General features: G+C 70.2%; 15 protein-coding genes and 1 pseudogene. 11 read left to right on the top strand and 5 right to left on the bottom strand.

Features of this window, described 5'->3' with window-relative positions:
• Positions 1–163 precede the first annotated feature (163 nt).
• Together FNH04_RS06065 and FNH04_RS06060 are read left to right on the top strand one after the other, a co-directional pair.
• The gene (locus tag FNH04_RS06065; protein ID WP_152781062.1) at positions 164–1174 is read left to right on the top strand and encodes an ATP-binding cassette domain-containing protein; all 1011 of its coding nucleotides are present in this window, start codon (positions 164–166) and stop codon (positions 1172–1174) included.
• Complete coding sequence (locus tag FNH04_RS06060; RefSeq protein WP_322722642.1) at positions 1171–2016, top strand: ABC transporter permease; 846 nt, start codon at positions 1171–1173, stop codon at positions 2014–2016. The genes FNH04_RS06065 and FNH04_RS06060 overlap by 4 nt, the downstream gene beginning before the upstream one ends.
• 92 nt (positions 2017–2108) lie before the next feature.
• On the opposite strand, the gene greA is transcribed toward FNH04_RS06060, so the two are convergent.
• Together greA and FNH04_RS06050 are read right to left on the bottom strand one after the other, a co-directional pair.
• Positions 2109–2606, bottom strand: coding sequence for a transcription elongation factor GreA (gene greA / locus FNH04_RS06055; protein ID WP_322722641.1), 498 nt, complete (start codon positions 2604–2606; stop codon positions 2109–2111).
• A 198-nt stretch (positions 2607–2804) separates the two neighbouring features.
• Positions 2805–3203, bottom strand: coding sequence for a DUF4307 domain-containing protein (locus FNH04_RS06050; protein ID WP_152781059.1), 399 nt, complete (start codon positions 3201–3203; stop codon positions 2805–2807).
• Positions 3204–3406: 203 nt separating this feature from the next.
• Between FNH04_RS06050 and mca the strand changes: the two genes are divergently transcribed.
• From mca to FNH04_RS48560, 3 genes are all read left to right on the top strand, one after another.
• Complete coding sequence (gene mca / locus FNH04_RS06045) at positions 3407–4267, top strand: mycothiol conjugate amidase Mca (RefSeq protein WP_194236573.1); 861 nt, start codon at positions 3407–3409, stop codon at positions 4265–4267.
• 1 nt (position 4268) lies between these two features.
• The gene (locus tag FNH04_RS06040) at positions 4269–4502 is read left to right on the top strand and encodes a hypothetical protein (RefSeq protein WP_152781054.1); all 234 of its coding nucleotides are present in this window, start codon (positions 4269–4271) and stop codon (positions 4500–4502) included.
• 137 nt (positions 4503–4639) lie between these two features.
• Positions 4640–4771, top strand: a complete 132-nt coding sequence (locus FNH04_RS48560) for a hypothetical protein (RefSeq protein WP_265580007.1) — start codon at positions 4640–4642, stop codon at positions 4769–4771.
• Between the two features lie 96 nt (positions 4772–4867).
• On the opposite strand, the gene FNH04_RS06035 is transcribed toward FNH04_RS48560, so the two are convergent.
• A complete protein-coding gene (locus FNH04_RS06035; RefSeq protein WP_152781052.1) occupies positions 4868–8125 on the bottom strand; it encodes a tetratricopeptide repeat protein in 3258 nt (1085 codons plus the stop codon).
• A gap of 157 nt (positions 8126–8282) precedes the next feature.
• Here FNH04_RS06035 and FNH04_RS06030 point away from each other — a divergent pair, with 157 nt between their 5' ends.
• From FNH04_RS06030 to FNH04_RS06005, 6 genes and pseudogenes are all read left to right on the top strand, one after another.
• The gene (locus FNH04_RS06030) at positions 8283–9608 is read left to right on the top strand and encodes a recombinase family protein (RefSeq protein ID WP_152781050.1); all 1326 of its coding nucleotides are present in this window, start codon (positions 8283–8285) and stop codon (positions 9606–9608) included.
• A 46-nt stretch (positions 9609–9654) separates the two neighbouring features.
• Positions 9655–11685: a thioredoxin domain-containing protein gene (locus FNH04_RS06025; protein ID WP_152781048.1), complete on the top strand. Its 2031-nt coding sequence runs from the start codon at positions 9655–9657 to the stop codon at positions 11683–11685.
• A 230-nt stretch (positions 11686–11915) separates the two neighbouring features.
• A complete protein-coding gene (locus tag FNH04_RS06020) occupies positions 11916–13178 on the top strand; it encodes a glycosyltransferase (protein ID WP_152781046.1) in 1263 nt (420 codons plus the stop codon).
• The gene (locus FNH04_RS06015) at positions 13175–14818 is read left to right on the top strand and encodes an ArnT family glycosyltransferase (RefSeq protein WP_322722640.1); all 1644 of its coding nucleotides are present in this window, start codon (positions 13175–13177) and stop codon (positions 14816–14818) included. Before FNH04_RS06020 ends, FNH04_RS06015 begins: the two co-directional genes overlap by 4 nt.
• Positions 14819–15048: 230 nt before the next feature.
• Positions 15049–16215, top strand: a pseudogene (locus FNH04_RS06010) (glycosyltransferase); the annotation flags it as partial.
• Positions 16212–18653, top strand: a complete 2442-nt coding sequence (locus FNH04_RS06005; RefSeq protein WP_152781042.1) for a galactose oxidase-like domain-containing protein — start codon at positions 16212–16214, stop codon at positions 18651–18653. The pseudogene FNH04_RS06010 and the gene FNH04_RS06005, both read left to right, overlap by 4 nt.
• A gap of 160 nt (positions 18654–18813) precedes the next feature.
• Here FNH04_RS06005 and FNH04_RS06000 read toward each other — a convergent pair whose 3' ends face one another.
• Positions 18814–19545, bottom strand: a complete 732-nt coding sequence (locus FNH04_RS06000; protein WP_322722639.1) for a Mut7-C RNAse domain-containing protein — start codon at positions 19543–19545, stop codon at positions 18814–18816.
• 4 nt (positions 19546–19549) lie between these two features.
• Positions 19550–20254 carry a TetR/AcrR family transcriptional regulator gene (locus tag FNH04_RS05995; RefSeq protein WP_152781040.1) on the bottom strand — a complete coding sequence of 235 codons (705 nt, stop codon included), beginning with the start codon at positions 20252–20254 and terminating at the stop codon, positions 19550–19552.
• Positions 20255–20549 lie beyond the last annotated feature (295 nt).

Genomic DNA, 20549 nt, shown 5'->3' with positions numbered 1-20549 from the left:
TCACTCGTTCGGGAAAATGCGTTGAGAGACGCGATACATCGCGTTATGGTCTGTCGCGAACCTGCCTCACTCGCGTGGATCGAAGAACGCGAACCCAGTCCTTCCGCGCAGAACCCAGTCCTTCCGACTCAATCACGAAATCCCCAACGACGTGGAGACTCACATGCCAGGCGCCATCTATGCCGAAGGTCTCGTGAAGACCTTCGGCGACGTAAGGGCACTGGACGGCGTCGACCTCGATGTCCCCGAGGGCACGGTGCTGGGCCTTCTCGGGCCCAACGGAGCGGGCAAGACGACGACCGTCCGCTGCCTGACCACCCTGTTGAGGCCCGACAGCGGCACCGCCGTCGTCGCGGGCATCGACGTCCTCAAGCATCCCGACGCCGTACGACGCTCGGTCGGCCTGTCCGGCCAGTTCGCCGCGGTCGACGAGTATCTGACGGGCCGCGAGAACCTGCAGATGGTCGGCCAGCTCTACCAGATGAAGGCGAAGGCCGCGAAGGCCCGCGCGGACGAACTGCTGGAGCAGTTCAACCTGGCGGACGCCGCGGACCGCACCACCAAGACCTACTCCGGCGGTATGCGCCGCCGGCTCGACCTGGCGGCCGCGCTGGTCGTCTCGCCGCCGGTGATGTTCATGGACGAGCCGACGACCGGCCTCGACCCGCGCAACCGGCAGCAGCTGTGGGAGGTCATCAAGCAGCTGGTCTCCGGCGGTACGACCCTGCTGCTGACCACCCAGTACCTCGAGGAGGCCGACCACCTCGCGCACGACATCGCGGTGGTCGACCACGGCCGCGTCATCGCCCGCGGCACCTCCGACCAGCTCAAGGCGCGCACCGGCGGCGAGCGCGTCGAGGTCGTCGTGCACGAGCGCGAGCACATACGGGCCGCCGCCGAGGTGCTCCAGGGCTTCGGCAAGGGCGACACCACCATCGAGGACCACATGCGCAAGCTCACCGTCCCCGTGACCGGTGGCGCCAAGCTCCTCGCCGAGATCATCCGTGAGCTGGACTCCCGCGGCATCGAGATCGACGACATCGGGCTGCGCCGGCCCACCCTGGACGACGTCTTCCTCTCCCTGACCGGCCACCTCGCCGAGGCGAAGGACGAGGACACCGGCGAGACCCAGGACCCCAAGAATCGCAAGCGCGGAAAGGAGACCGCCAAGTGACCGCCGCCACCGACGCCGCGCCCGTAGCGGCACCCACGAACGCGATCAGCCAGTCCGTCCGCGACTCGCTGGTCGTCGCCAAACGGAACCTGATCAGAATGTCCAGGATCCCTGAGATGGTGATCTTCGGACTCATCCAGCCCATCATGTTCGTGGTGCTGTTCAGCTATGTGTTCGGCGGCTCCATGAACATCGGCGGGTCCACGGACCCGGACAAGTACCGCGAGTTCCTGATGGCCGGCATCTTCGCGCAGACCGTGACCTTCGCCACCGCCGGCGCCGGCGCGGGCATAGCCGACGACATGCACAAGGGGCTCATCGACCGCTTCCGCTCACTGCCCATGGCCCGCGGCGCGGTACTGACCGGGCGGACGCTCGCCGACCTCGTGCAGACCGCGCTCACCCTGTTCGTGCTCGCCGTGGTCGCCCTGCTGGTCGGCTGGCGCACCCACACGAGCTTCGGCGAGGTGCTCGCCGCCTTCGGGCTGCTGCTCCTGCTCGGGTACGCGTTCACCTGGATCGGCGCGCTGATCGGCCTCTCCGTGCGCACACCCGAGGCGGCCACCTCCGGCGGGCTGATATGGCTCTTCCCGGTCACGTTCGTCTCGAACGCGTTCGTGGACTCCAGCCAGATGACGCCCTGGCTTCGTCACATAGCCGACTGGAACCCCTTCAGCGCCACCGTCCAGGCCTGCCGTGAGCTCTTCGGCAACCCCGGGGTGTCGCCGTCGGACGCGTGGCCCATGCAGCACCCGGTCTGGGCCTCACTGATCTACTCGGTCCTGATCGTCGTCGTCTTCAGGACGCTCGCGGTGCGGAAGTACCGCTCGGCGACGGCGTGACCGCGCAGGTGCGGCGGGCATGACGATGCCCCCGGCGCCGAAGCGGCACCGGGGGCATCGCCGAAATCGTGGTCCGTGGGGGGAAGGCGGGATCAGCTCTGGTAGGGCTCGGCCTTGAGGATCTTCACCGAGGCCATCTTGCCGTTCGGCAGCTCGTACTCGGCGTCCTCGCCGACCTTCTTGCCGATCACGCCGGAGCCCAGCGGGGACTGCGGCGAGTACGTCTCGATGTCGGAGCTCGCGTACTCGCGGGAGGCGAGCAGGAACGTCAGCGTGTCGTCCTCGTCGCCGTCGAAAGCGATGGTCACGACCATGCCGGGCGCCACCGCACCGTCCGCCGCGGGGGCCTCCCCGACCTTGGCGGTCTCCAGAAGCTGGGTCAGCTGGCGCACACGGAGCTCCTGCTTGCCCTGCTCTTCCTTGGCCGCGTGGTACCCGCCGTTCTCACGCAGGTCCCCCTCCTCGCGCGCGGCCGCGATCTTGGCGGCGATCTCCGTGCGCGCAGGACCAGTAAGGTACTCAAGCTCGTTCTTGAGCTTGTTGTACGCCTCCTGGGTCAGCCAGGTGACGTTCTCGCTGGTCTGGGTCACAGGTGCTCCTCGTAGGTACTGGGAATACAAAGCATCGCCCTACCCAGAAGAATGTTCCTTCACGAGTGGGCGAAACCACGAGCCTAACAATTCCATGGCCGAAGGGGGAGGACATAAGCGACTAGATTTACGTCGACGCAGGTCAGCCGGGCAGGCGCCCGGGCTGCGTCAGTCGGTGCCAGTCAGTGTCAGTCGCTGTCAGTCGGCGTGACAGCCGAGCAGCTCGGCCGTGGTACCGCGGGAGATGGTACGGAGCGTGACGACCTCGTCGACCCGCGTGGCGTCCCCGTCGAAGGGGAAGTTCGCGCGACCGACCTCGGTGCCGTCCTCGGACTGCGAGCGCACCGTGCAGTAGCCGCTCACGCCCGCGTCCTTGTGGACCTCCAGGCGCACCTCGACCGCGCGGTCCGAGGCATTGAAGGAGATCACCTCGGCGCTGATCCTGTTGCCGCCGACATAGTGGTACGCGAACCAGCCGACGAGCACGAGCAGACCGGCGCCCAGCACGGCACCGAGGATCTTGAGCTTGCGGTCGGCGCGCTCGTCCACGGAGCGGCCGTACCGGCCCTCGGGCAGCTGCGTGCTCGCCGTACTCATGATCGTCCTCTCGGAAGCGGGCCCGGACGAGGTTCCTGCGAGGGACCTCCGGGGCCGGGCCCGGAATTTTTCGCCCCCCGATTCGGTCACTATAGAAGTCGCCCGACACCCGGGATCACGCCGGGGCGAGTCACACGAGTCACCGAGTTCAGTGCGGGCGCCGACTTACGAGGGAATGAGTCTTGACTGACCAGCTGCGACTGATGGCCGTGCACGCGCACCCCGACGACGAGTCGAGCAAGGGTGCGGCCACCATGGCGAAGTACGTGTCCGAGGGGGTGGACGTGCTGGTGGTGACCTGCACGGGCGGGGAGCGCGGCTCCATCCTCAATCCGAAGCTGCAGGGCGACAAGTACGTCGAGGAGCACATCCACGAGGTACGCAAGAAGGAGATGGACGAGGCGCGCGAGATCCTCGGCGTCAAGCAGGAGTGGCTCGGCTTCGTCGACTCCGGTCTGCCCGAGGGCGACCCGCTGCCCCCGCTCCCCGAGGGCTGTTTCGCCCTGGAGGACGTCGACAAGGCCTCCGGCGAACTGGTGCGGAAGATCCGCTCGTTCCGCCCGCAGGTGATCACGACGTATGACGAGAACGGCGGCTACCCGCACCCCGACCACATCATGACCCACAAGATCTCGATGGTGGCGTTCGAGGGCGCGGCGGACGCCGAGAAGTACCCGGAGGCGGAGTTCGGACCCGCGTACCAGCCGCAGAAGCTCTACTACAACCAGGGCTTCAACCGCCGGCGTACCGAGGCGCTGCACCACGCGATGCTGGAGCGCGGTCTGGAGTCGCCGTACGGGGAGTGGCTGAAGCGCTGGGACGAGTTCGAGCGCACGGAGCGCACGCTCACCACGCATGTCCCGTGCGCAGACTTCTTCGAGATCCGTGACAAGGCGCTGATCGCCCACGCCACGCAGATCGACCCCGACGGCGGCTGGTTCCGGGTGCCGATGGAGCTCCAGAAGGAGGTCTGGCCGACGGAGGAGTACGAGCTGGCGAAGTCGCTCGTGGACACCTCCCTCCCCGAGGACGACCTCTTCGCGGGCATCCGCGACAATGCCTGACATGAGCGCAAGCCTGGCAATGACCCACCTCGTCCCTCTCGCGAAGGAAATCGACGAGGACAAGGTGACCCCCGGCGTCCTCGGCTTCATCGTGTTCGCGGTGATGGCCCTGGCGGTGTGGGGTCTGATGAAGTCCATGAACCGGCACATGGGGAAGGTGGACTTCGAGGAGGCCCCGGAGACCGAGGCCGCCTCCGCGAAGTCCGCGGCCGAGCCCAAGGCCCAGCGGGGCTGACGCGCCCCCGGAGCCCGCCCACGGCGCCGCCCTCACCGGCAGGGCCCGCCGGGGGCAGCAGCTGGGCGGACTCCGGCCGCAGCCGGCTCCCGCGGGTGGCAGCGGGATCGCGGCGGCGACCGGAGCGGGTGCGGTGCGTGCGATGCGCCGAACCCGCCGCCACCCGCCTGCCGGTGAAGGCCGCGCAGGCCGCCGAGCGCACCTGCTTCCCCGGCCTGCTGGGTGGCCGGGGCGTATGGCCCGCCCTGCGCCCTGTCGTGCGGGGTTAGGGCCTGGGGCGGGAGCGGTGTTGTCCGCCGGACCGGCGGCGACAGACGCCGGAGGCCGGTGAAGGGTGAGGCGGTCGCGGAGCGCACCCCGGCGAGTCATTCGCCGAGCGTCCCCGCGGGCCGGGCGCGAGGTCGTTCCGCGTCCTCTCGTTGCGCCGCGTCCACCGGCACCCCCATCACCTCCCGGGCGTGCCGGTCCGGCACCATTCCCAGGGTCCAGGCGCGCCAGCCCGTGTCCAGGTCGATGCCCCGTTCCAGCAGCAGCTGGTACGTCTCCACGTACTCGTTGAGCTTGGTGTCGCGGAGAGGATGGGCGGTACCGGTGAACTGGGTCAGTTCCTCCTGGGCGACCGCCGTGCCGATCTCCACGCCGCCCGGGGCCGCGTAGGGCAGCAGCGTGCACCTCAGGAATCTCGCCCAGTCCTCGCCCCGGCGGTCGCCGTACGAGGCGAACAGCGACACCGCCTCGTCACAGAGTGACAGCGCCTGCTGGGTACGGGCGTTGCCGGCGTCCACCACAGCCAGTTCCAGACAGGTCCAGCCCTCGCCGTGGGCGACGCCGATGCGCTGGAAGTCGGCGCGGGCGTCGACCAGAAGCTGCCGGGCGAAGCCGGAGTTGCGGAGGGAGCCCGTCCTGGCGCCCCCCTGGTCGCGGGTCAGGCGGCCCGAGTGGTGGCGTGCACAGGCCAGGCCGTACACGTCGCGCATCCGGGAGAACATCGTGCGGGAGCGTTCCAGTTCGCGGACCGCCTGGTCCAGGGTGCCCGTCTCCTCCAGGGCCTGGCCCAGGTAGTAGACCGACCAGGCCACACCGCGGGCGTCCTCGTTGTCCTGGTGGCGGGCGGCCGCCTGGCGGAGGCCGTCGACCGCGGCGGAGGCGTCGCCGGCGACCATACGGGCACGGGCGAGCTGGGTCATGGCCCAGGCCTCGCCGCGGGCGTCGCGGGTGCGGCCGTAGAGGTCCAGGGCGACCCGCAGTTCCGCCTCGGCGTCCGGCACCTCGCCCATGCGCAGTTTCAGCTGGCCGAGCTGGTAGTGGGCCCAGGCCTCACCGTGCACCGACTCGCCCTCGCGGTGCAGCACCAGGGACCGGGTGAGGAGGTCCAGGGATTCCGCCGGTCTGGCCCGGTCCCGCTCCACCGCCGCCAGCGCGTGCATCGTCCAGGCGCGGTCCACGGACAGCTCCGGCGCCGCCTGGAGGTCGAGGGCCTCGCGGAGCTTGGCCGCCGCCTCGGTCAGGTTGCCCTGGTGGTGCAGGGTGATGCCGAGGGAGCAGAGCGCGCGGGCGGCGCCCGCGTCGTGGTTCGCCTCCAGGTAGAGGTCGACGACGGAGGACAGTGTCGTACGCGCCTTGTCGAGTTCGCCGAGCTGGCGGGCGGCGATACCCGTGCGCCACTGGACGGAACGGACCAGCAGGCCCTGGTCGACCGCCCGGGCCAGTTCGCTTATCTCGCCCAGGCGGTACAGGTCGCCGCGCAGCAGGCAGTAGTCGCAGAGGGCGCCCAGCAGGTTCAGTACGGCCGCCTGGTTCACGCCCTCCGTGTGCCGCAGCGCGGCGGTGATGAAGCTGGACTCGTCGTCCAGCCAGCGCAGGGCCTCGTCGAGTGAGGTGAAGCCGTGCGGGCCGAAGCGGTCCGAGCGGGTCGACATCTTGCCGTCGACCAGGCGGAGCACCGAGTCGGCCAGATCCGCGTACGTGACGATCAGGCGTTCATGGGCCGCCGTGCGCTCCGCCGGTTCCTCCTCGTCCAGCAGGCGGGCCTGGGCGAAGGCGCGGACCAGGTCGTGGAGGCGGTAGCGGCTGCCCCGTACGTGGTCGATCAGGCCGGCACGGGCGAGCGCGGTCAGGTGCCGGGTGGCCTCCGGCTCGTCCGTGGCCAGCAGGGAGGCCGCCGCGGCGGCGCCCAGGGACGCCCGGCCCGCCAGGGCCAGCCGCCGCAGCAGCCGCCGCGCCGGCTCCGGCTGATCGGTGTAGCGCAGCCAGAGGGCGCGTTCCACGGGTTCCACCGGCCCGTACGCGCTCAGGTCCGTGGCCAGCTGGCGGGGTGTGCGGGTGCCGAGGGACGAGCCCGCCACGCGCAGCGCCAGGGGGAGCCCGCCGCACAGCTCCCGTACGCGTTCCGAGGACTGGGCGTCGTACGGGGCCGGCGGGGCCTGTGCCGCCGCGTTCAGCAACTCCTCCGCGCCCGCCTCGTCGACGGGCTCGACCGGGAGCCGGTGCACCCAGGCGGGGACGTCGGCGGGCAGGTCGAGGGCTGTGCGGGCGGTGACCAGGACGAGGCTGTCGGAGCGGTCGGGGACGAGGGCGCGGACCTGGTCGGGGTCGGAGGCGTCGTCCAGGATGATCGTGACCGGCAGGCCCGTCAGATGCTGGTGGTACAGCTCGCTCAGCCGCTTGACCTGCTGGTCGGGGGAGGAGCGCTCACGGAAGAGAAGCTGTTCGCGTGGGGCGCCGAGACGATTCAGCAGATGGAGCAGGGCGTCGCGGGTGGACAGCGGGGGCTCTCCCGCGCTGTCGCCGCGCAGGTCCACGACGCACGCGCCGCGGAACTGGTCCTTCAGATCGTGGGCCGCGCGTACCGCGAGTGCCGAACGGCCCGAGCCGGGGGTGCCGTGCAGGACGACGACCGTGGAGCGGGTCTCGGTGCTGGCCCGGGCGGCCTGCACCCACTGCCGGATCCGTGCCATCTCCGTCCGACGGCCGGCGAACGGGCCGTCCACGTCGGGGAGTTGCTGGAACGACTGTTCCAGCACGCTTCTTCTCCGTGCCGCCGCGCTCTTGTCCGTACGGCGCAGCCGGGGTGCGGCCTTCTTCGCTGCGGCGGCGGTGCTCGCGCTCAGGACGCGCTGCTGGTCGAGGAACGGGCGGATGCCGCGTACCTCCAGGGCGGTGAGCCACTGGAGCCGCAGCTGTTCGGGGCCGCCGGGCTGGCCCAGGGCGCCTGCGCGGTGGTGGGCGGCGGGGACGTGGGAGGCGGTCACCTTCAGGACGGTGGCAGCGGCGCCGACCACGCCCGCCGTGACGCCGGCGCCCACGGCGGTGCCCGGGCCGGTGCCGAGGGCCAGGTCGGCCACGGCCGCGGCGACCGCGGCCACGGCCGCGACCAGGAGGGCTGTTCCGGCGCCTTCCTTCTGGTAGCGCTCGGCGAAGGTGAGCCGGCCGACGTCCGCCTCGTCGAGGGCGGAGGTGTAGGCCTGGTACTCCTCGGTGGCCGACTCCGCCATGGCGTCGAGGGCGGCGCGGGCCCGTGACAGGAGTACGGCGCCGTCGGTACGGCCGCCCGAGCGCCGGACTTCTTCCTCCACGGCCCTGGCCAGCAGCCGCTCGGCCTCCGTCCTGTGGCCGTCCCGCATGTCACGTCCCCCTCCTGAAGCAACTCCGTTGCCTATGAGTGTCCTTCGGGCGAGACGCGAGCGCGAGAGGGGGGACGACCAGCGGGACATGTCCCGTGACCTTGGGGCCACTCGATCGTTTTTACGGTTGTCGGGTTGAAGGTCGAATGGGGGCGCCGTGACTCACCTCGCCGTATACGAGCCGATTGGGCTGATCCCGGTCGTGTCATATGCGCGCACCTCGGAGGACGTCCGTCAACGCGATGGGCATGGAGTGCGCTACCAGCTGCGCATCAATGAACGGACCGCTCATGAGCATGCGTGCGAGATCGTCGCGACATACGTTGACAACGGGCGCAGTGCATCCAGGGCGGGCGTGGTGAGGCCTGGCTTCGACCGCTTGATCGCGGACCTGGCGCGCGGACTCACCGACAGCGGCCAGCCAGTCGAAGGGGTCGTGTGCACCGCGGACGACCGGCTGTATCGACGCGCGGAGGACCTTGCCCGGTTCCTGGCCGCACTGACCAGTCGACCAGGACGCATCTATGTCGATCCGCGGGGCGTCAGAGATCCGTACGCGCAGGAAGGGCTATTCCAAGCCGTCCGATCGCTGGAGGCGGCGGTCACAGAAACGCACGTCAGAAGTCAGCGGTTGACGGACTGGCACTGGGCCCGTGCTGTCGAAGGCGTACCACACAGCGGGCCGCGCCCTTTCGGCTGGCAGGAGGACAGGATCACACTTCGGCCCAATGAAGCGCAGCTCGTCGAGCGGGCGATCCTCGACCGCATCGGAGGAAAGGCGGTTCGGGCCATCGCGCGGGACTGGTGTGACCTCGGGGTCACAGGAACGCGTGGCGGCAGGCCCAACGCCCAGACCGTCACACAGATCATGACCGCACCAAGGGTGTGCGGCTATCGGGCCAACCGAGGTGAACTGCTCCTGGTCCCTGAGACGCGGCAGCCGGTGCTCGGCCAGTGGGAACCCGTCGTGCCGCCGACCCAGTGGCACGCGGTATGCGCGACGTTCTCGCCTGGCAGTCTCTACCTGCACCGGGGCAGCGGTGCTCCAAGACTCACCGGGAACAAGAAAACCGCCCCTCGTCACCTGGCCACCGGCTTTCTCCGGTGCGGGGCGGAGCGCCCCGACGGCAGTGCTTGTCGAGGTGCGTTGTGCGCCCAGAAGGGGAGAAGTAGGCAGAGCCCCTATGTTTACACCTGCCGCTCCTGCGGGCGATGCAGCATCAGCGGGCCCTTGGCGGACGAGGCCCTTGAACGGCTGCTCTTCTCCGAGACTCAGGGCCGTGCGAGGCTTTCCGGAGCCATGCGTCAACGCTGGCAGTCCGGTGAGATGGGACTCGAAGAGAAGCGAGAGATCATCGCATCGGCCTTCATCTGCTGCATCGTCCGACCCGGGTTGAAGGGAACTTGTTCCTGGGACCACGCGCGCGTGGAGCCGATGTGGCGTTGCGCGGATCGGACGGCACCGGCAGACGCGCCCGTCTGAGACACGCCCTCGTGTGGCAGGCGGAACAGTCAGGCACGATGGACACATGCCGAACCGACTGGCTCACGAGACGTCCCCGTACCTCCTCCAGCACGCCGACAACCCCGTCGACTGGTGGCCCTGGTCGGAAGAGGCCTTCGCGGAGGCGCGTCGGCGAGGTGTGCCAGTGCACCTGAGCGTCGGGTACTCGAGCTGCCATTGGTGCCATGTACTTGCCAAGGAGAGCTTCGAGGACGAAGCCGTCGCCGCCTTCATGAACGACCACTTCGTGAACGTCAAGGTCGACCGCGAGGAGCGGCCCGACGTCGACGCCGTGTACATGGAGGCGGTGCAGGCCGCCACCGGTCAGGGCGGCTGGCCCATGACCGTGTTCCTGACACCCGACGCCGAGCCCTTCTACTTCGGTACGTACTTCCCGCCCTCCCCCCGCTCCGGCATGCCCTCCTTCCGCCAGGTCCTGGAAGGCGTACGCGCCGCCTGGGCCGACCGGAGGGACGAGGTCGCCGAGGTCGCCGGGAAGATCGTGCGGGACCTGGCCGGGCGGGAGCTGAAGTACGGCGCCATGGACGCGCCGGGGGAGCAGGAGCTCGCCCAGGCACTGCTCGGGCTCACCCGGGAGTACGACGCCACGCGCGGCGGGTTCGGCGGGGCGCCCAAGTTCCCGCCCTCCATGGTCATCGAGTTCCTGCTGCGCCACCACGCCCGGACCGGGGCGGAGGGGGCGCTCCAGATGGCGGCGGACACCTGTGAGCGCATGGCGCGCGGGGGGATCTTCGACCAGCTCGGCGGCGGGTTCGCCCGGTACTCCGTCGACCGGGACTGGGTCGTGCCCCACTTCGAGAAGATGCTCTATGACAACGCGCTCCTGTGCCGCGCGTACGCCCACCTCTGGCGCGCCACCGGCTCCGAGCTCGCCCGCCGTGTCGCCCTGGAGACCGCCGACTTCATGGTGCGGGAGCTCAGGACGAGCGAGGGCGGGTTCGCCTCCGCACTCGATGCCGACAGTGATGACGGGACGGGCAAGCACGTCGAGGGCGCGTATTACGTGTGGACCCCGCAGCAGCTGGCCGACGTCCTCGGAGACGACGACGCGCAGCTCGCCGCGCAGTACTTCGGCGTCACCGACGAGGGCACCTTCGAGCACGGGCAGTCCGTCCTCCAGCTTCCCCAGCACGAGGGTGTCCTCGATGCCGAGCGGGTCGAGGCGATCAAGCGGCGTCTTCTCGACGCGCGCTCCGCACGCCCCGCCCCCGGCCGTGACGACAAGGTCGTCGCCGCCTGGAACGGGCTCGCCATCGCCGCGCTCGCCGAGACCGGCGCCTACTTCGAGCGCCCCGACCTGGTCGACGCGGCGCTCGGGGCCGCCGACCTCCTCGTGCGGCTGCATCTCGACGAGCGCGCCCGTCTCGCCCGGACCAGCAAGGACAGGCAAGTCGGCGCCAACGCGGGTGTGTTGGAGGACTACGCCGATGTCGCGGAAGGGTTCCTCGCTCTCGCCTCCGTCACGGGGGAGGGGGTGTGGCTGGAGTTCGCCGGGTTCCTGCTCGACCATGTGCTGACCCGGTTCACCGACACCGAGTCAGGTGCCCTGTACGACACGGCTGTTGACGCCGAGGCGTTGATCCGGCGGCCGCAGGATCCCACCGACAACGCCACTCCGTCGGGATGGAGCGCGGCTGCGGGGGCGTTGCTGGGATACGCGGCGCACACCGGTTCCGAGCCCCATCGCACCGCCGCCGAGCGGGCCTTGGGCGTGGTCAAAGCCCTCGGGCCGCGCGTGCCCCGCTTCCTCGGCTGGGGGCTCGCGACGGCCGAGGCGCAGCTCGACGGGCCGCGCGAGGTCGCCGTCGTGGGTCCGGCCGGCGATCCGGGCACAAAGGCGCTGCACCGTGCGGCGCTTCTGGGTACCGCTCCGGGTGCCGTGGTCGCCGTGGGGGCTCCGGGGAGCGAGGAGTTCCCGTTGCTGGCCGACCGGCCGCTCGTGGACGGTGAACCGGCCGGTTACGTTTGCCGAAACTTCACATGTCATGCTCCCACGACCGAAGTTGAGGCCCTCCGGGCCTCGCTGAGCCGCTGAGCCGCTGAAGCACTGGGGGAAAGCGGTTGCTAAAACGGCCCGAATAGGAACGTGTTCTGATTCTTCCCCCTTTCGATCGCGCTGCAACGGAAACGATCTATTTATCGGAAGTGCCTTCAGGCTTCACACTTCCCCCCTAGTCTCCTCACAGTGACGCGACCGGAGTGACGCGCCGTCATGGCGCGAACCCGTGTCGTGGCAGGGGGTATTGGGGATCCTGGGGGGATCTTTTGCTGACGTCTGTCTTCATAGCCGTCGTCTCGCTTGCCTTGTTCTGGATGGCGGCCTTCACTCTGTGGTGGCAGATGCACGCGTGGCGCACGCCCGAGGTGCTGGCCTCCACCCGGTTCAGCCGCCCGGACGGCGACGAGCACGTGTCCTTCTCGCTGCTGCTGCCCGCGAGGCACGAGCAGGCCGTGCTCGACCACACCATCCAGCGGCTGCTGGAGTCCACGCACACGGACTTCGAGATCATCGTCATCGTCGGGCACGACGACCCGGAGACCACCGAGGTGGCCCGGAAGGCGGCGGACCGCGACCCGCGCGTCCGCGTCGTCGTCGACACCCATGAGAAGAAGAACAAGCCGAAGGCCATGAACACGGCACTGCCGCACTGCCGCGGCGATGTCGTCGGGGTCTTCGACGCCGAGGACCAGGTCCACCCGGAGCTGCTCGCCCATGTCGACCACGCCTTCCGCGCCACCGGCGCGGACGTCGTCCAGGGCGGGGTACAGCTGATCAACTACCACTCCAGCTGGTACAGCCTGCGCAACTGCCTGGAGTACTTCTTCTGGTTCCGGTCGCGGCTGCACCTGCACGCCCAGAAGGGGTTCATCCCGCTCGGCGGCAACACCGTCTTCGTACGGACGAAGGTCCTGCGGGAGGCCGACGGGTGGGATCCCAACTGCCTGGCCGAGGACTGCGACCTGGGCGTACGGCTGTCCAGCGTCGGCAAGAAGGTCGTCGTCGCGTACGACTCCGACATGGTCACCCGGGAGGAGACCCCCGGCAGCCTGATGTCGCTGCTGAAACAGCGCACCCGCTGGAACCAGGGCTTCCTCCAGGTCTACCGGAAGCGCGACTGGAAGCAACTGCCCACCTTCGGGCAGCGGTTGCTCGCCCGCTACACCCTCATGACGCCGTATCTCCAGGCGGTCTCCGGGGTGATCATCCCGCTCAACGTGGCCATCGCGCTCTTCCTCGACGTGCCGGTCGGCGTCGCCTTCATCACCTTCCTGCCGGCCGTCACCGCCCTGGTGACCTTCGTCTTCGAGGTCGTCGGACTCCACGACTTCGGCAGGCAGTACGGCCTGCGTGTCCGCTTCGTCCACTACCTCAAGCTCATCGTGGGCGGGCCCTTCTATCAGGTGCTCCTCGCCGGGGCCGCCGTCCGCGCCGTATGGCGTGAGCAACGCGGCCGGAACGACTGGGAGTTGACCAGCCACGTCGGCGCACATCTCGCGCACGTGAACCGAGAGGACGTTCCTGCGTGACCTCCACCCTTCCCGCGGCGACCGGAGTCAAGGTCCCCGCGCAGCGGACAGCTGCGCCAAAAACCGGTTCGATACCCCGAACGACGCCTCCGAGACGCCTGCGCGGCTCCCGTTCCGATCTCGTCCTGTGCGTTGTCCTCCTCGCGGTGATCCTCGTGGTGCAGGGCTGGAACATCGCCGACTACCCGACCCTCAGCGACGACGAGGGCACCTACCTCGCCCAGGCCTGGGCCGTCCAGGAGGGCCGGGGCCTCGCCCACTACACGTACTGGTACGACCATCCGCCGCTCGGCTGGATCCAGCTGGCCGCGCTGACCTGGATCCCGGCGCAGCTCGCCCCCGAGTCGATGACCGTCGGCTCGATGCGGGCGGCGATGCTGGTGATCAGCGCGATCAGCGCCGTCCTCGTCTACGTCCTGGCGCGCCGCCTGTCGCTGCCGCGCTGGGCCGCCGGGCTCGGCATGCTCCTGTTCGGGCTCTCCCCGCTGTCGGTGGTCCTCCAGCGGGAGATCTTCCTCGACAACCTCGCGGTGATGTGGACGCTCCTCGCGTTCTGCCTGGCCGCCTCGCCGAGCCGGCACCTCTGGCACCACTTCGGCGCCGGGGTCGCGGCCGCGATGGCGGTCCTCACCAAGGAGACGATGCTCATCGTCCTGCCCGCCGTGCTGGTCACCATGTGGCGGCACAGCCACCGCGACACCAGGAAGTTCGCCGTCACCGGCGCGGTGACCGCCTGCGTGCTCATCGGTATCTCGTATCCCCTGCTCGCCCTGCTGAAGGGCGAGCTGTTCCCGGGCGCGGGCCATGTCTCGCTCTGGGACGGGATCGAGTACCAGATGACCCGCCCCGGCTCGGGCTTCATCCTCGAAGCGGGCACCGGCTCGTACGGGGTGCTCCAGTCGTGGCTGTACTACGACCGGGTGCTGCCCATCGGCGGACTCGCGGGCGCGCTGCTGCTCCTGGTCACCTGGCGCTGGTCGGTGACCGCGCGGGCGCTCGCCGGACCCGCGCTCGCCGTGGCGATCCTCGCCGCGATGGCCCTGCGGCCCGGCTACCTGCCCGCGATGTACGTCATCCAGGCGCTGCCGTTCCTCGCCCTCGTCCTCGCGGGCGGCACCGCGAGCGTCGCCCACGCGGTGCTGCGCCGGTGGCGGCGTACGGACGAGAAGCGGGCCCTCACCTGGACGCGGTACGCGGTCGCGGTGGCGCTCGTGGGCGCCTCCGCCGCGTACGTCGTCCCCCGCTGGTACGACGGCAACCGCACCGCGGTGACCGCCGACGCCAACGCCCCCTACCGGGCCGCCGCCGACTGGCTGGGCACGGAGGTGGAGAACCCCGGGAAGACCCGGGTACTCGTCGACGACGCGCTCTGGCTGGACCTCGTGCACGAGGGCTACCGGCCGGGGCTCGGCGTCATCTGGTTCTACAAGGCCGACCTCGACCCCGCGGTGACGAAGACGATGCCGCGCGGCTGGCGCGACCTCGACTACGTGGTCGCCTCCCCGACAGTACGGCGCGACGCGGTCGACCTGCCCAACGTCCGGGCCGCGATGGAGAACTCGACGCCGGTCGCCACCTTCGGCACCGGTGAGGACCGTATCGAGATCCGCAGGATCCAGGCCGCGGGAGGCGACCGATGAGCAGCTACGAGTCCATTCTTCCCGAGGGGAGCGGGCCCGAGGGGGCTCAAGCACGCCCCCACGCCGCCCGGCACGCACTCCCGCCGCACCGGCCAAAGGCCCAAGTAGCTCCTCCCCCACTCTCGGCTTCGCTCGAGCGGGGGGACCCCCATCGAGGACCTTCGCCCGGCACGCCGGGAGCACGCACCGAACGACGCGGGAACGCACCCGAGCCCCCTCGGGCCCGCTCCGGCGATCCGGCCGTACGCGCCGCCGAGGTCCCCGAGCCCGGTGCCGTCACCATCGTCGTCCCGACCTTCAACGAGTCCGACAACGTTCGGGAGTTGCTGGACCGGATCACCGAGTCGGTGTCCTCCCGGCTGCCCTGCGAGGTGGTGTTCGTCGACGACTCCACCGACGACACCCCCGAGGTGATCTCCGACGCGGCGCAGGACTGCCCGTTCCCCGTCACCCTGCTGCACCGGGACGAACCGGTGGGCGGGCTCGGCGGCGCGGTCGTCGAGGGCATGAAGGCCGCCACCTCCGACTGGATCGTCGTCATGGACGGCGACCTCCAGCACCCGCCGTCCCTGGTACCGGAGTTGGTGGCGACGGGTGAGCGGGCGTCCGCCGGACTCGTCGTCGCCTCCCGGTACATCAAGGGCGGCAGCCGTGCCGGGCTCGCGGGCAGCTACCGCGTCGCCGTCTCGCGCGGGGCGACCTGGCTCACCAAGTCGCTCTTCCCGCGCAGGCTGCACGGCATCAGCGACCCGATGAGCGGCTTCTTCGCCATCCGCCGCAGCGCGGTGACGGCCGAGGTCCTCCAGCCGCTCGGCTACAAGATCCTCCTCGAACTCGCCGTGCGCAGCCGCCCGCGCGAGGTCACCGAGGTGCCGTTCGTCTTCCAGGACCGGTTCGCGGGCGAGTCCAAGTCGACCGCGCAGGAGGGCCTGCGCTTCCTGCGCCATCTGGTGGGGCTGCGGACCGCCTCGCCGATGGCCCGCATGCTCGTCTTCGGGCTGATCGGCGTCACCGGCTTCGTACCGAACCTGGCCGGCCTGTACGCGCTGACGACGCTCGGCATGCACTACGTGCCCGCCGAGATCCTCGCCAACCAGCTCGGGGTCGTCTGGAACTTCCTCCTCATCGAACACCTGCTCTTCCGGGAGCGGCGTAGGCACCGCAGGGGGTGGGACCGCATCGGCCGGTTCGCGCTGCTCGCCAACGCCGACCTGGTGCTGCGCATCCCGCTGATCGCGCTGCTCGTCGGCGAGTTCGGGATGGGCGCGCTGCCCGCCACCGCGCTCGCGCTGGTGACGACGTTCGTCCTGCGCTTCGTCGGGACCGAAGCGCTGGTCTATCTGCCGCGCAGGGACAAGACCGGGCGCGGTGGCCGCACAGCAAGGAGTACCGCATGAGAGTTCGGGTCGGACCAACGCTCCGTACGAGACCAAGACGCAGGACATCACTGCTGGCGGTGGGCGCCCTGGCCGCCGGCCTGATGCTCGCAGCGCCCCAGCCCGCCTCCGCCGCCAACCTCATCAAGAACCCCGGCTTCGAGACCGCCGGTACCGACGACATGCCGTACTGCTGGAAGAAGTCCGGCTGGGGCGACAACGACTTCACCTTCACCACGGTCGCGGACGCCCACAGCGGCTCCAAGGCCATGAAGGTCGAGCTCACGCGCCGCGTCGAGGGCGACCGCAAGGCGCTGATCACCGAGTCCGCCGAGTGCGCGCCCGTCGTCACCGCCGGCAAGCAGTACGACCTCGGCCTCTGGTACAAGTCGACCACCCCGGACACCTCGATCACCCTGTTCCGGCACGACACGACGGCGGGCTGGCAGTACTGGACCGACCTCAAGACGCTGGAGGTGGCCGGCAGCTGGACCGAGGCCACCGTCCGCACCCCCGAGGTCCCGGTGGGGACCGACCGGATCGCCTGGGGCGTCTCCGTCTACGGCACCGGCTCCGTCACCACCGACGACTACACCATGGACCAGGTCGCCGACCCGGTGCCCACACCCACCTGCACGGGCACGGCCGAGGAGTGCGCGAACGGCCGGTGGGACGTCCTGCCCACGCAGAACCCGGTCCGCTCCATGCACTCCGTCGTCCTCAACAACGGCAAGGTGCTGCTGATCGCGGGCTCCGGCAACAGCGAGACGATGTTCGAGGCGGGCACGTTCACCAGCGCGGTCTACGACCCGCAGAACGGCACGTACAAGACGATCCCCACACCCAAGGACATGTTCTGCGCCGGCCATGTCCAGCTCGACGACGGGCGTGTGCTCGTGATGAGCGGCAACAAGGCGTACCCGGCGGCGGACGGCTCGCACGGCTACGAGGGCTTCAAGGACAGTTACGTCTTCGACCCGGTCACCGAGACCTACAGCAAGACCAACGACATGAACGACGGCCACTGGTACCCGTCGGCCACCGTGCTCGGCAACGGTGACGTCATCTCGTTCGGCGGTCTGCGCGAGGACTCGTCCGGTTCGGTGACGGCCGAGCTGTGGTCGGACGCCGAGCAGCAGTGGCAGCCGCTGTGGAAGGTCAACCAGACCTGGTCGTTCTGGGGCCTGTACCCGTCGATGATCCTGATGCAGGACGGGCGGCTCTTCTACTCGGGCAGCCATGTCTTCGGCAACGGCACACCCGGCACGGGCTCGGCGATCTACGACTACGACGCCAACACGGTCACCGCCATCCCCGGTCTGCAGAACAAGGACGAGCGCGACCAGTCCGCGAGCGTGCTGCTGCCCCCGGCCCAGGACCAGAAGGTCCTCACGATCGGCGGCGGCAACATCGACTCGAACCCCGACGCGGGCCGGCTGACGGACGTCATCGACCTGAAGGCCGCGAACCCGTCGTACGTCGCCGGACCGCCGCTCCCGCAGGGCACCGTCGACCTCGGCAACGGCCCGGTTCCGCAGACGGGCAACCAGGGCAAGATGTACGTCTCCGCCGTGCTCCTGCCGGACGGCAAGGTCCTGGAGACGGGCGGCGCTCTGCACAACCGGGCCAACCCGGTGTACGAGTCGTCGATCTACGACCCGGAGACCAACACCTTCGACCCGGTGGCCGCCGACCCCGAGGCCCGCGGCTACCACTCGTCCGCGTTCCTGCTGCCCGACGGCCGGGTGATGGCCACGGGTGACAACCCGGGCAACGGCACGTGGAACCACGACGTGTCGATCTACACGCCGCCGTACCTGCTGAAGGGCCCCCGCCCGACGATCACCTCGGTCATCGACACCGAGTGGACGTACGGCGACACGCAGCGGATCACGGTGGACCGGCCCATCGCCAAGGCGGAGCTGATCCGCCCGGCCGCGGTGACGCACTCCTCCGACCCGAACCAGCGTTTCGTGGACCTGCCGCTGTCGGTGGACGGCAACAACGTCGACCTGAACGTGACGAGCAACCCCGACCTGGCCCCGCCCGGCTGGTACATGCTCTTCGCGGTCGACGCGAACGGGGTGCCGTCGGTGGCGAAGTGGGTGCACCTCCAGGGTCCGTCGGCGCTGGCAGCCGCCTCGGAGGAGACCCCCTCGGCCCACGTCCACTCCTTCGCCGACGACCTGGAGGGCAAGGTCACGGGCCCCGGCGAGAAGCGGAAGTCCCAGAAGGTCGCCACCACGATCTCCGGCTGCGACCGCCACTACGGCTCCGCCAACGTCTGCGTGCCGACGGACTTCCCGTCGAAGGTCAAGGACACGACGCGGGCCCGCTGCACCTGGCTCAAGGAGCACGACTACGGGCGGCTGAAGGTCAACGGCAAGGACGACCCGCTGGGCCTCGACCGGAACAAGGACGGACTGGCGTGCGGAAAGGGGGACCTCACGCGCAGGTGAGGATCAGCGGGGCCGGCACCGCCTGAGCGGCCCACCGCACCATCACGGCCCCGAACCTGGCGAGCGTCCGCCGGGTTCGGGGCCACGCCGCTGCCATCGGCAGTTCCACCGTACGGAGGGCAGGGGCTGCCCCGACGGCCCCGGTGAACGGCTCGCGTACTCAACCCGTCCGGGTACGCATGCTCAGCGCCTGGCGCACGATCGCGTCCAGCTGCTCGTGGTGGGCGCCCCGCCAGTAGGCGCGGCCGCAGTCGCGGCACTGGGCGAAGACGTCGTACGACCGCCGCGTCCCGCCCTCCAGCTGGTCGGCCACGTCCTCCTTGGCCGCTTCCCTGAGGTGGCCGTTGCAGGCGGTGCACCGGGTCCACGGGCGCAGCTCGGGCGCGAAACGGTCGAGTACGTCGTGGAGCTGGTCCTCGGGGCGGGTGCTGTACACGAAGGCGCCGGCCCACAGTTCGCGGCGGCGCAGCAGCCCCCGGTCACGGCTGAGCATGACCCGGCGCTCGGCGGCCGAGCGGGAGGCGAGGGCGGGGTCGCCGATGTCGGTGGACTCGTAGGCCGTGTCGACGCCGAGGAGCCGCAGTCGGCGGGCGAGCGTGCCGAGATGGACGTCGAGGAGGAAGCGGAGCGGGGCGCCGGGTACCTTCTGCGGGCGCGCGACCGGCCGTACCGCCACGGTCTCGCCCGCCACAGGGATGTGGGAGACCGGCACCTCACGGCCGTCGGCTGTCAGCGTGCCGACCTCCGTCAGCGGGACGCCCAGCGACTCGACGACATGACCGAGCGTCGAGGCGCCGTCGGTGACGACCTTCGTGGTGCCCGTACGCCGCCCGTGCGGGACGAACAGGCTCAGCTCGGGGGCGAACTCGACGTGGATCTCCGGACCGTTCACCGGCTCAGGATGTCACGGGGGACGATCGGCGGCCCGGGGTTTTCCGGGGGGTGAGCCCGTGTTCCAGCGTGCCGAGGACGCGTGCGGCGAGGTCCGCGAGGTCGTCCTGGTGGCCGTGCTCGGCCCAGTAGAGGGTGACCTCCATGAGGGCGCCGACGACGGCCATGGAGTACGCCCGCACCTCCAGCTCGCCGGGGTCGCGGCCGGTGCGGTCGGCGGCCACCTGGCACAGCAGCCGGCCCGTGACGGACATGCTCTCCATCAGCCGGGAGCGGACGGCGGGGACCTCGACGATCAGCCGCGAGCGCAGCCGCTGGTCCTCGGCGGACTCGGAGCGGTCGGAGAAGAGGAGCTCGATGCCCTTGCTCAGCACGTGCCGCAGCGACTCCACCAGGGGCTCGTCGGAGGGCCGGGCCCGCAGCTCGGCCTCCATGCACGCGTCGTACTCGTCCGTGAGGACGATGTCCTCCTTGGCCGGGAAGTAGCGGAAGACCGTGGAGGGGGAGACCTCGGCCGCCTCCGCGATCTGCTCGACGGTCGTCGCGTCATAGCCCTGCTCGCGGATCAGCCGGTAGGTCGCACCGCGGATCGCCGTCCGGGTCTTGATCTTCTTGCGTTCGCGGAGTCCCGGACGGGGTTCGGCGGGAGGGGCCGAGCCGCCCGCGGGGGAGACGGCGGAGCCGGTGGAGCGGTGTGCGGTGGGGGCCATGGTGGCCATTCTCGGACATCCGGAGCCCGGGCGGGCTATCGGCGAGGGGCACTGTCAGTGCCTCATGTCACTCTGAGGTGATGTCTCATCACTGGTCGTGACGTGAGGAGGAAGAACGTGTCCGTGAACGTGCTGGCGCTGGTGGCGGGGGTGCTGTGCGTCGCCGGCTATGTGGCCGGTGGCGCGGCCCTCGTGCTCGGGGTGGTCGTGGCCGGCGTGGCCGTCCTGGCATACGCAGTGGCCGCGGCGTCGAGGCCGCGGCCACTGCGGAGGGGCTCACCGGGAGGGGCGGGAG

The organism is Streptomyces phyllanthi, from assembly GCF_009377205.1.
Classification (GTDB): Bacteria; Actinomycetota; Actinomycetes; order Streptomycetales; family Streptomycetaceae; genus Streptomyces; species Streptomyces phyllanthi.
The sequence above is the reverse complement of the archived record's forward strand: the minus strand, read 5'-3'. Positions and strand labels throughout refer to the sequence as shown.

Bases quoted from the DNA above. Each gene is read 5' to 3' on its own strand.
- FNH04_RS06005 (WP_152781042.1), top strand. From the start codon at position 16,212: ATGAGAGTTCGGGTCGGACCAACGCTCCGTACGAGACCAAGACGCAGG.
- FNH04_RS06050 (WP_152781059.1), bottom strand. From the start codon at position 3,203: ATGAGTACGGCGAGCACGCAGCTGCCCGAGGGCCGGTACGGCCGCTCC.
- FNH04_RS05995 (WP_152781040.1), bottom strand. From the start codon at position 20,254: ATGGCCCCCACCGCACACCGCTCCACCGGCTCCGCCGTCTCCCCCGCG.
- FNH04_RS06035 (WP_152781052.1), bottom strand. From the start codon at position 8,125: ATGCGGGACGGCCACAGGACGGAGGCCGAGCGGCTGCTGGCCAGGGCC.
- mca (WP_194236573.1), top strand. From the start codon at position 3,407: ATGGCCGTGCACGCGCACCCCGACGACGAGTCGAGCAAGGGTGCGGCC.
- FNH04_RS06025 (WP_152781048.1), top strand. From the start codon at position 9,655: ATGCCGAACCGACTGGCTCACGAGACGTCCCCGTACCTCCTCCAGCAC.
- FNH04_RS06040 (WP_152781054.1), top strand. From the start codon at position 4,269: ATGAGCGCAAGCCTGGCAATGACCCACCTCGTCCCTCTCGCGAAGGAA.
- FNH04_RS06065 (WP_152781062.1), top strand. From the start codon at position 164: ATGCCAGGCGCCATCTATGCCGAAGGTCTCGTGAAGACCTTCGGCGAC.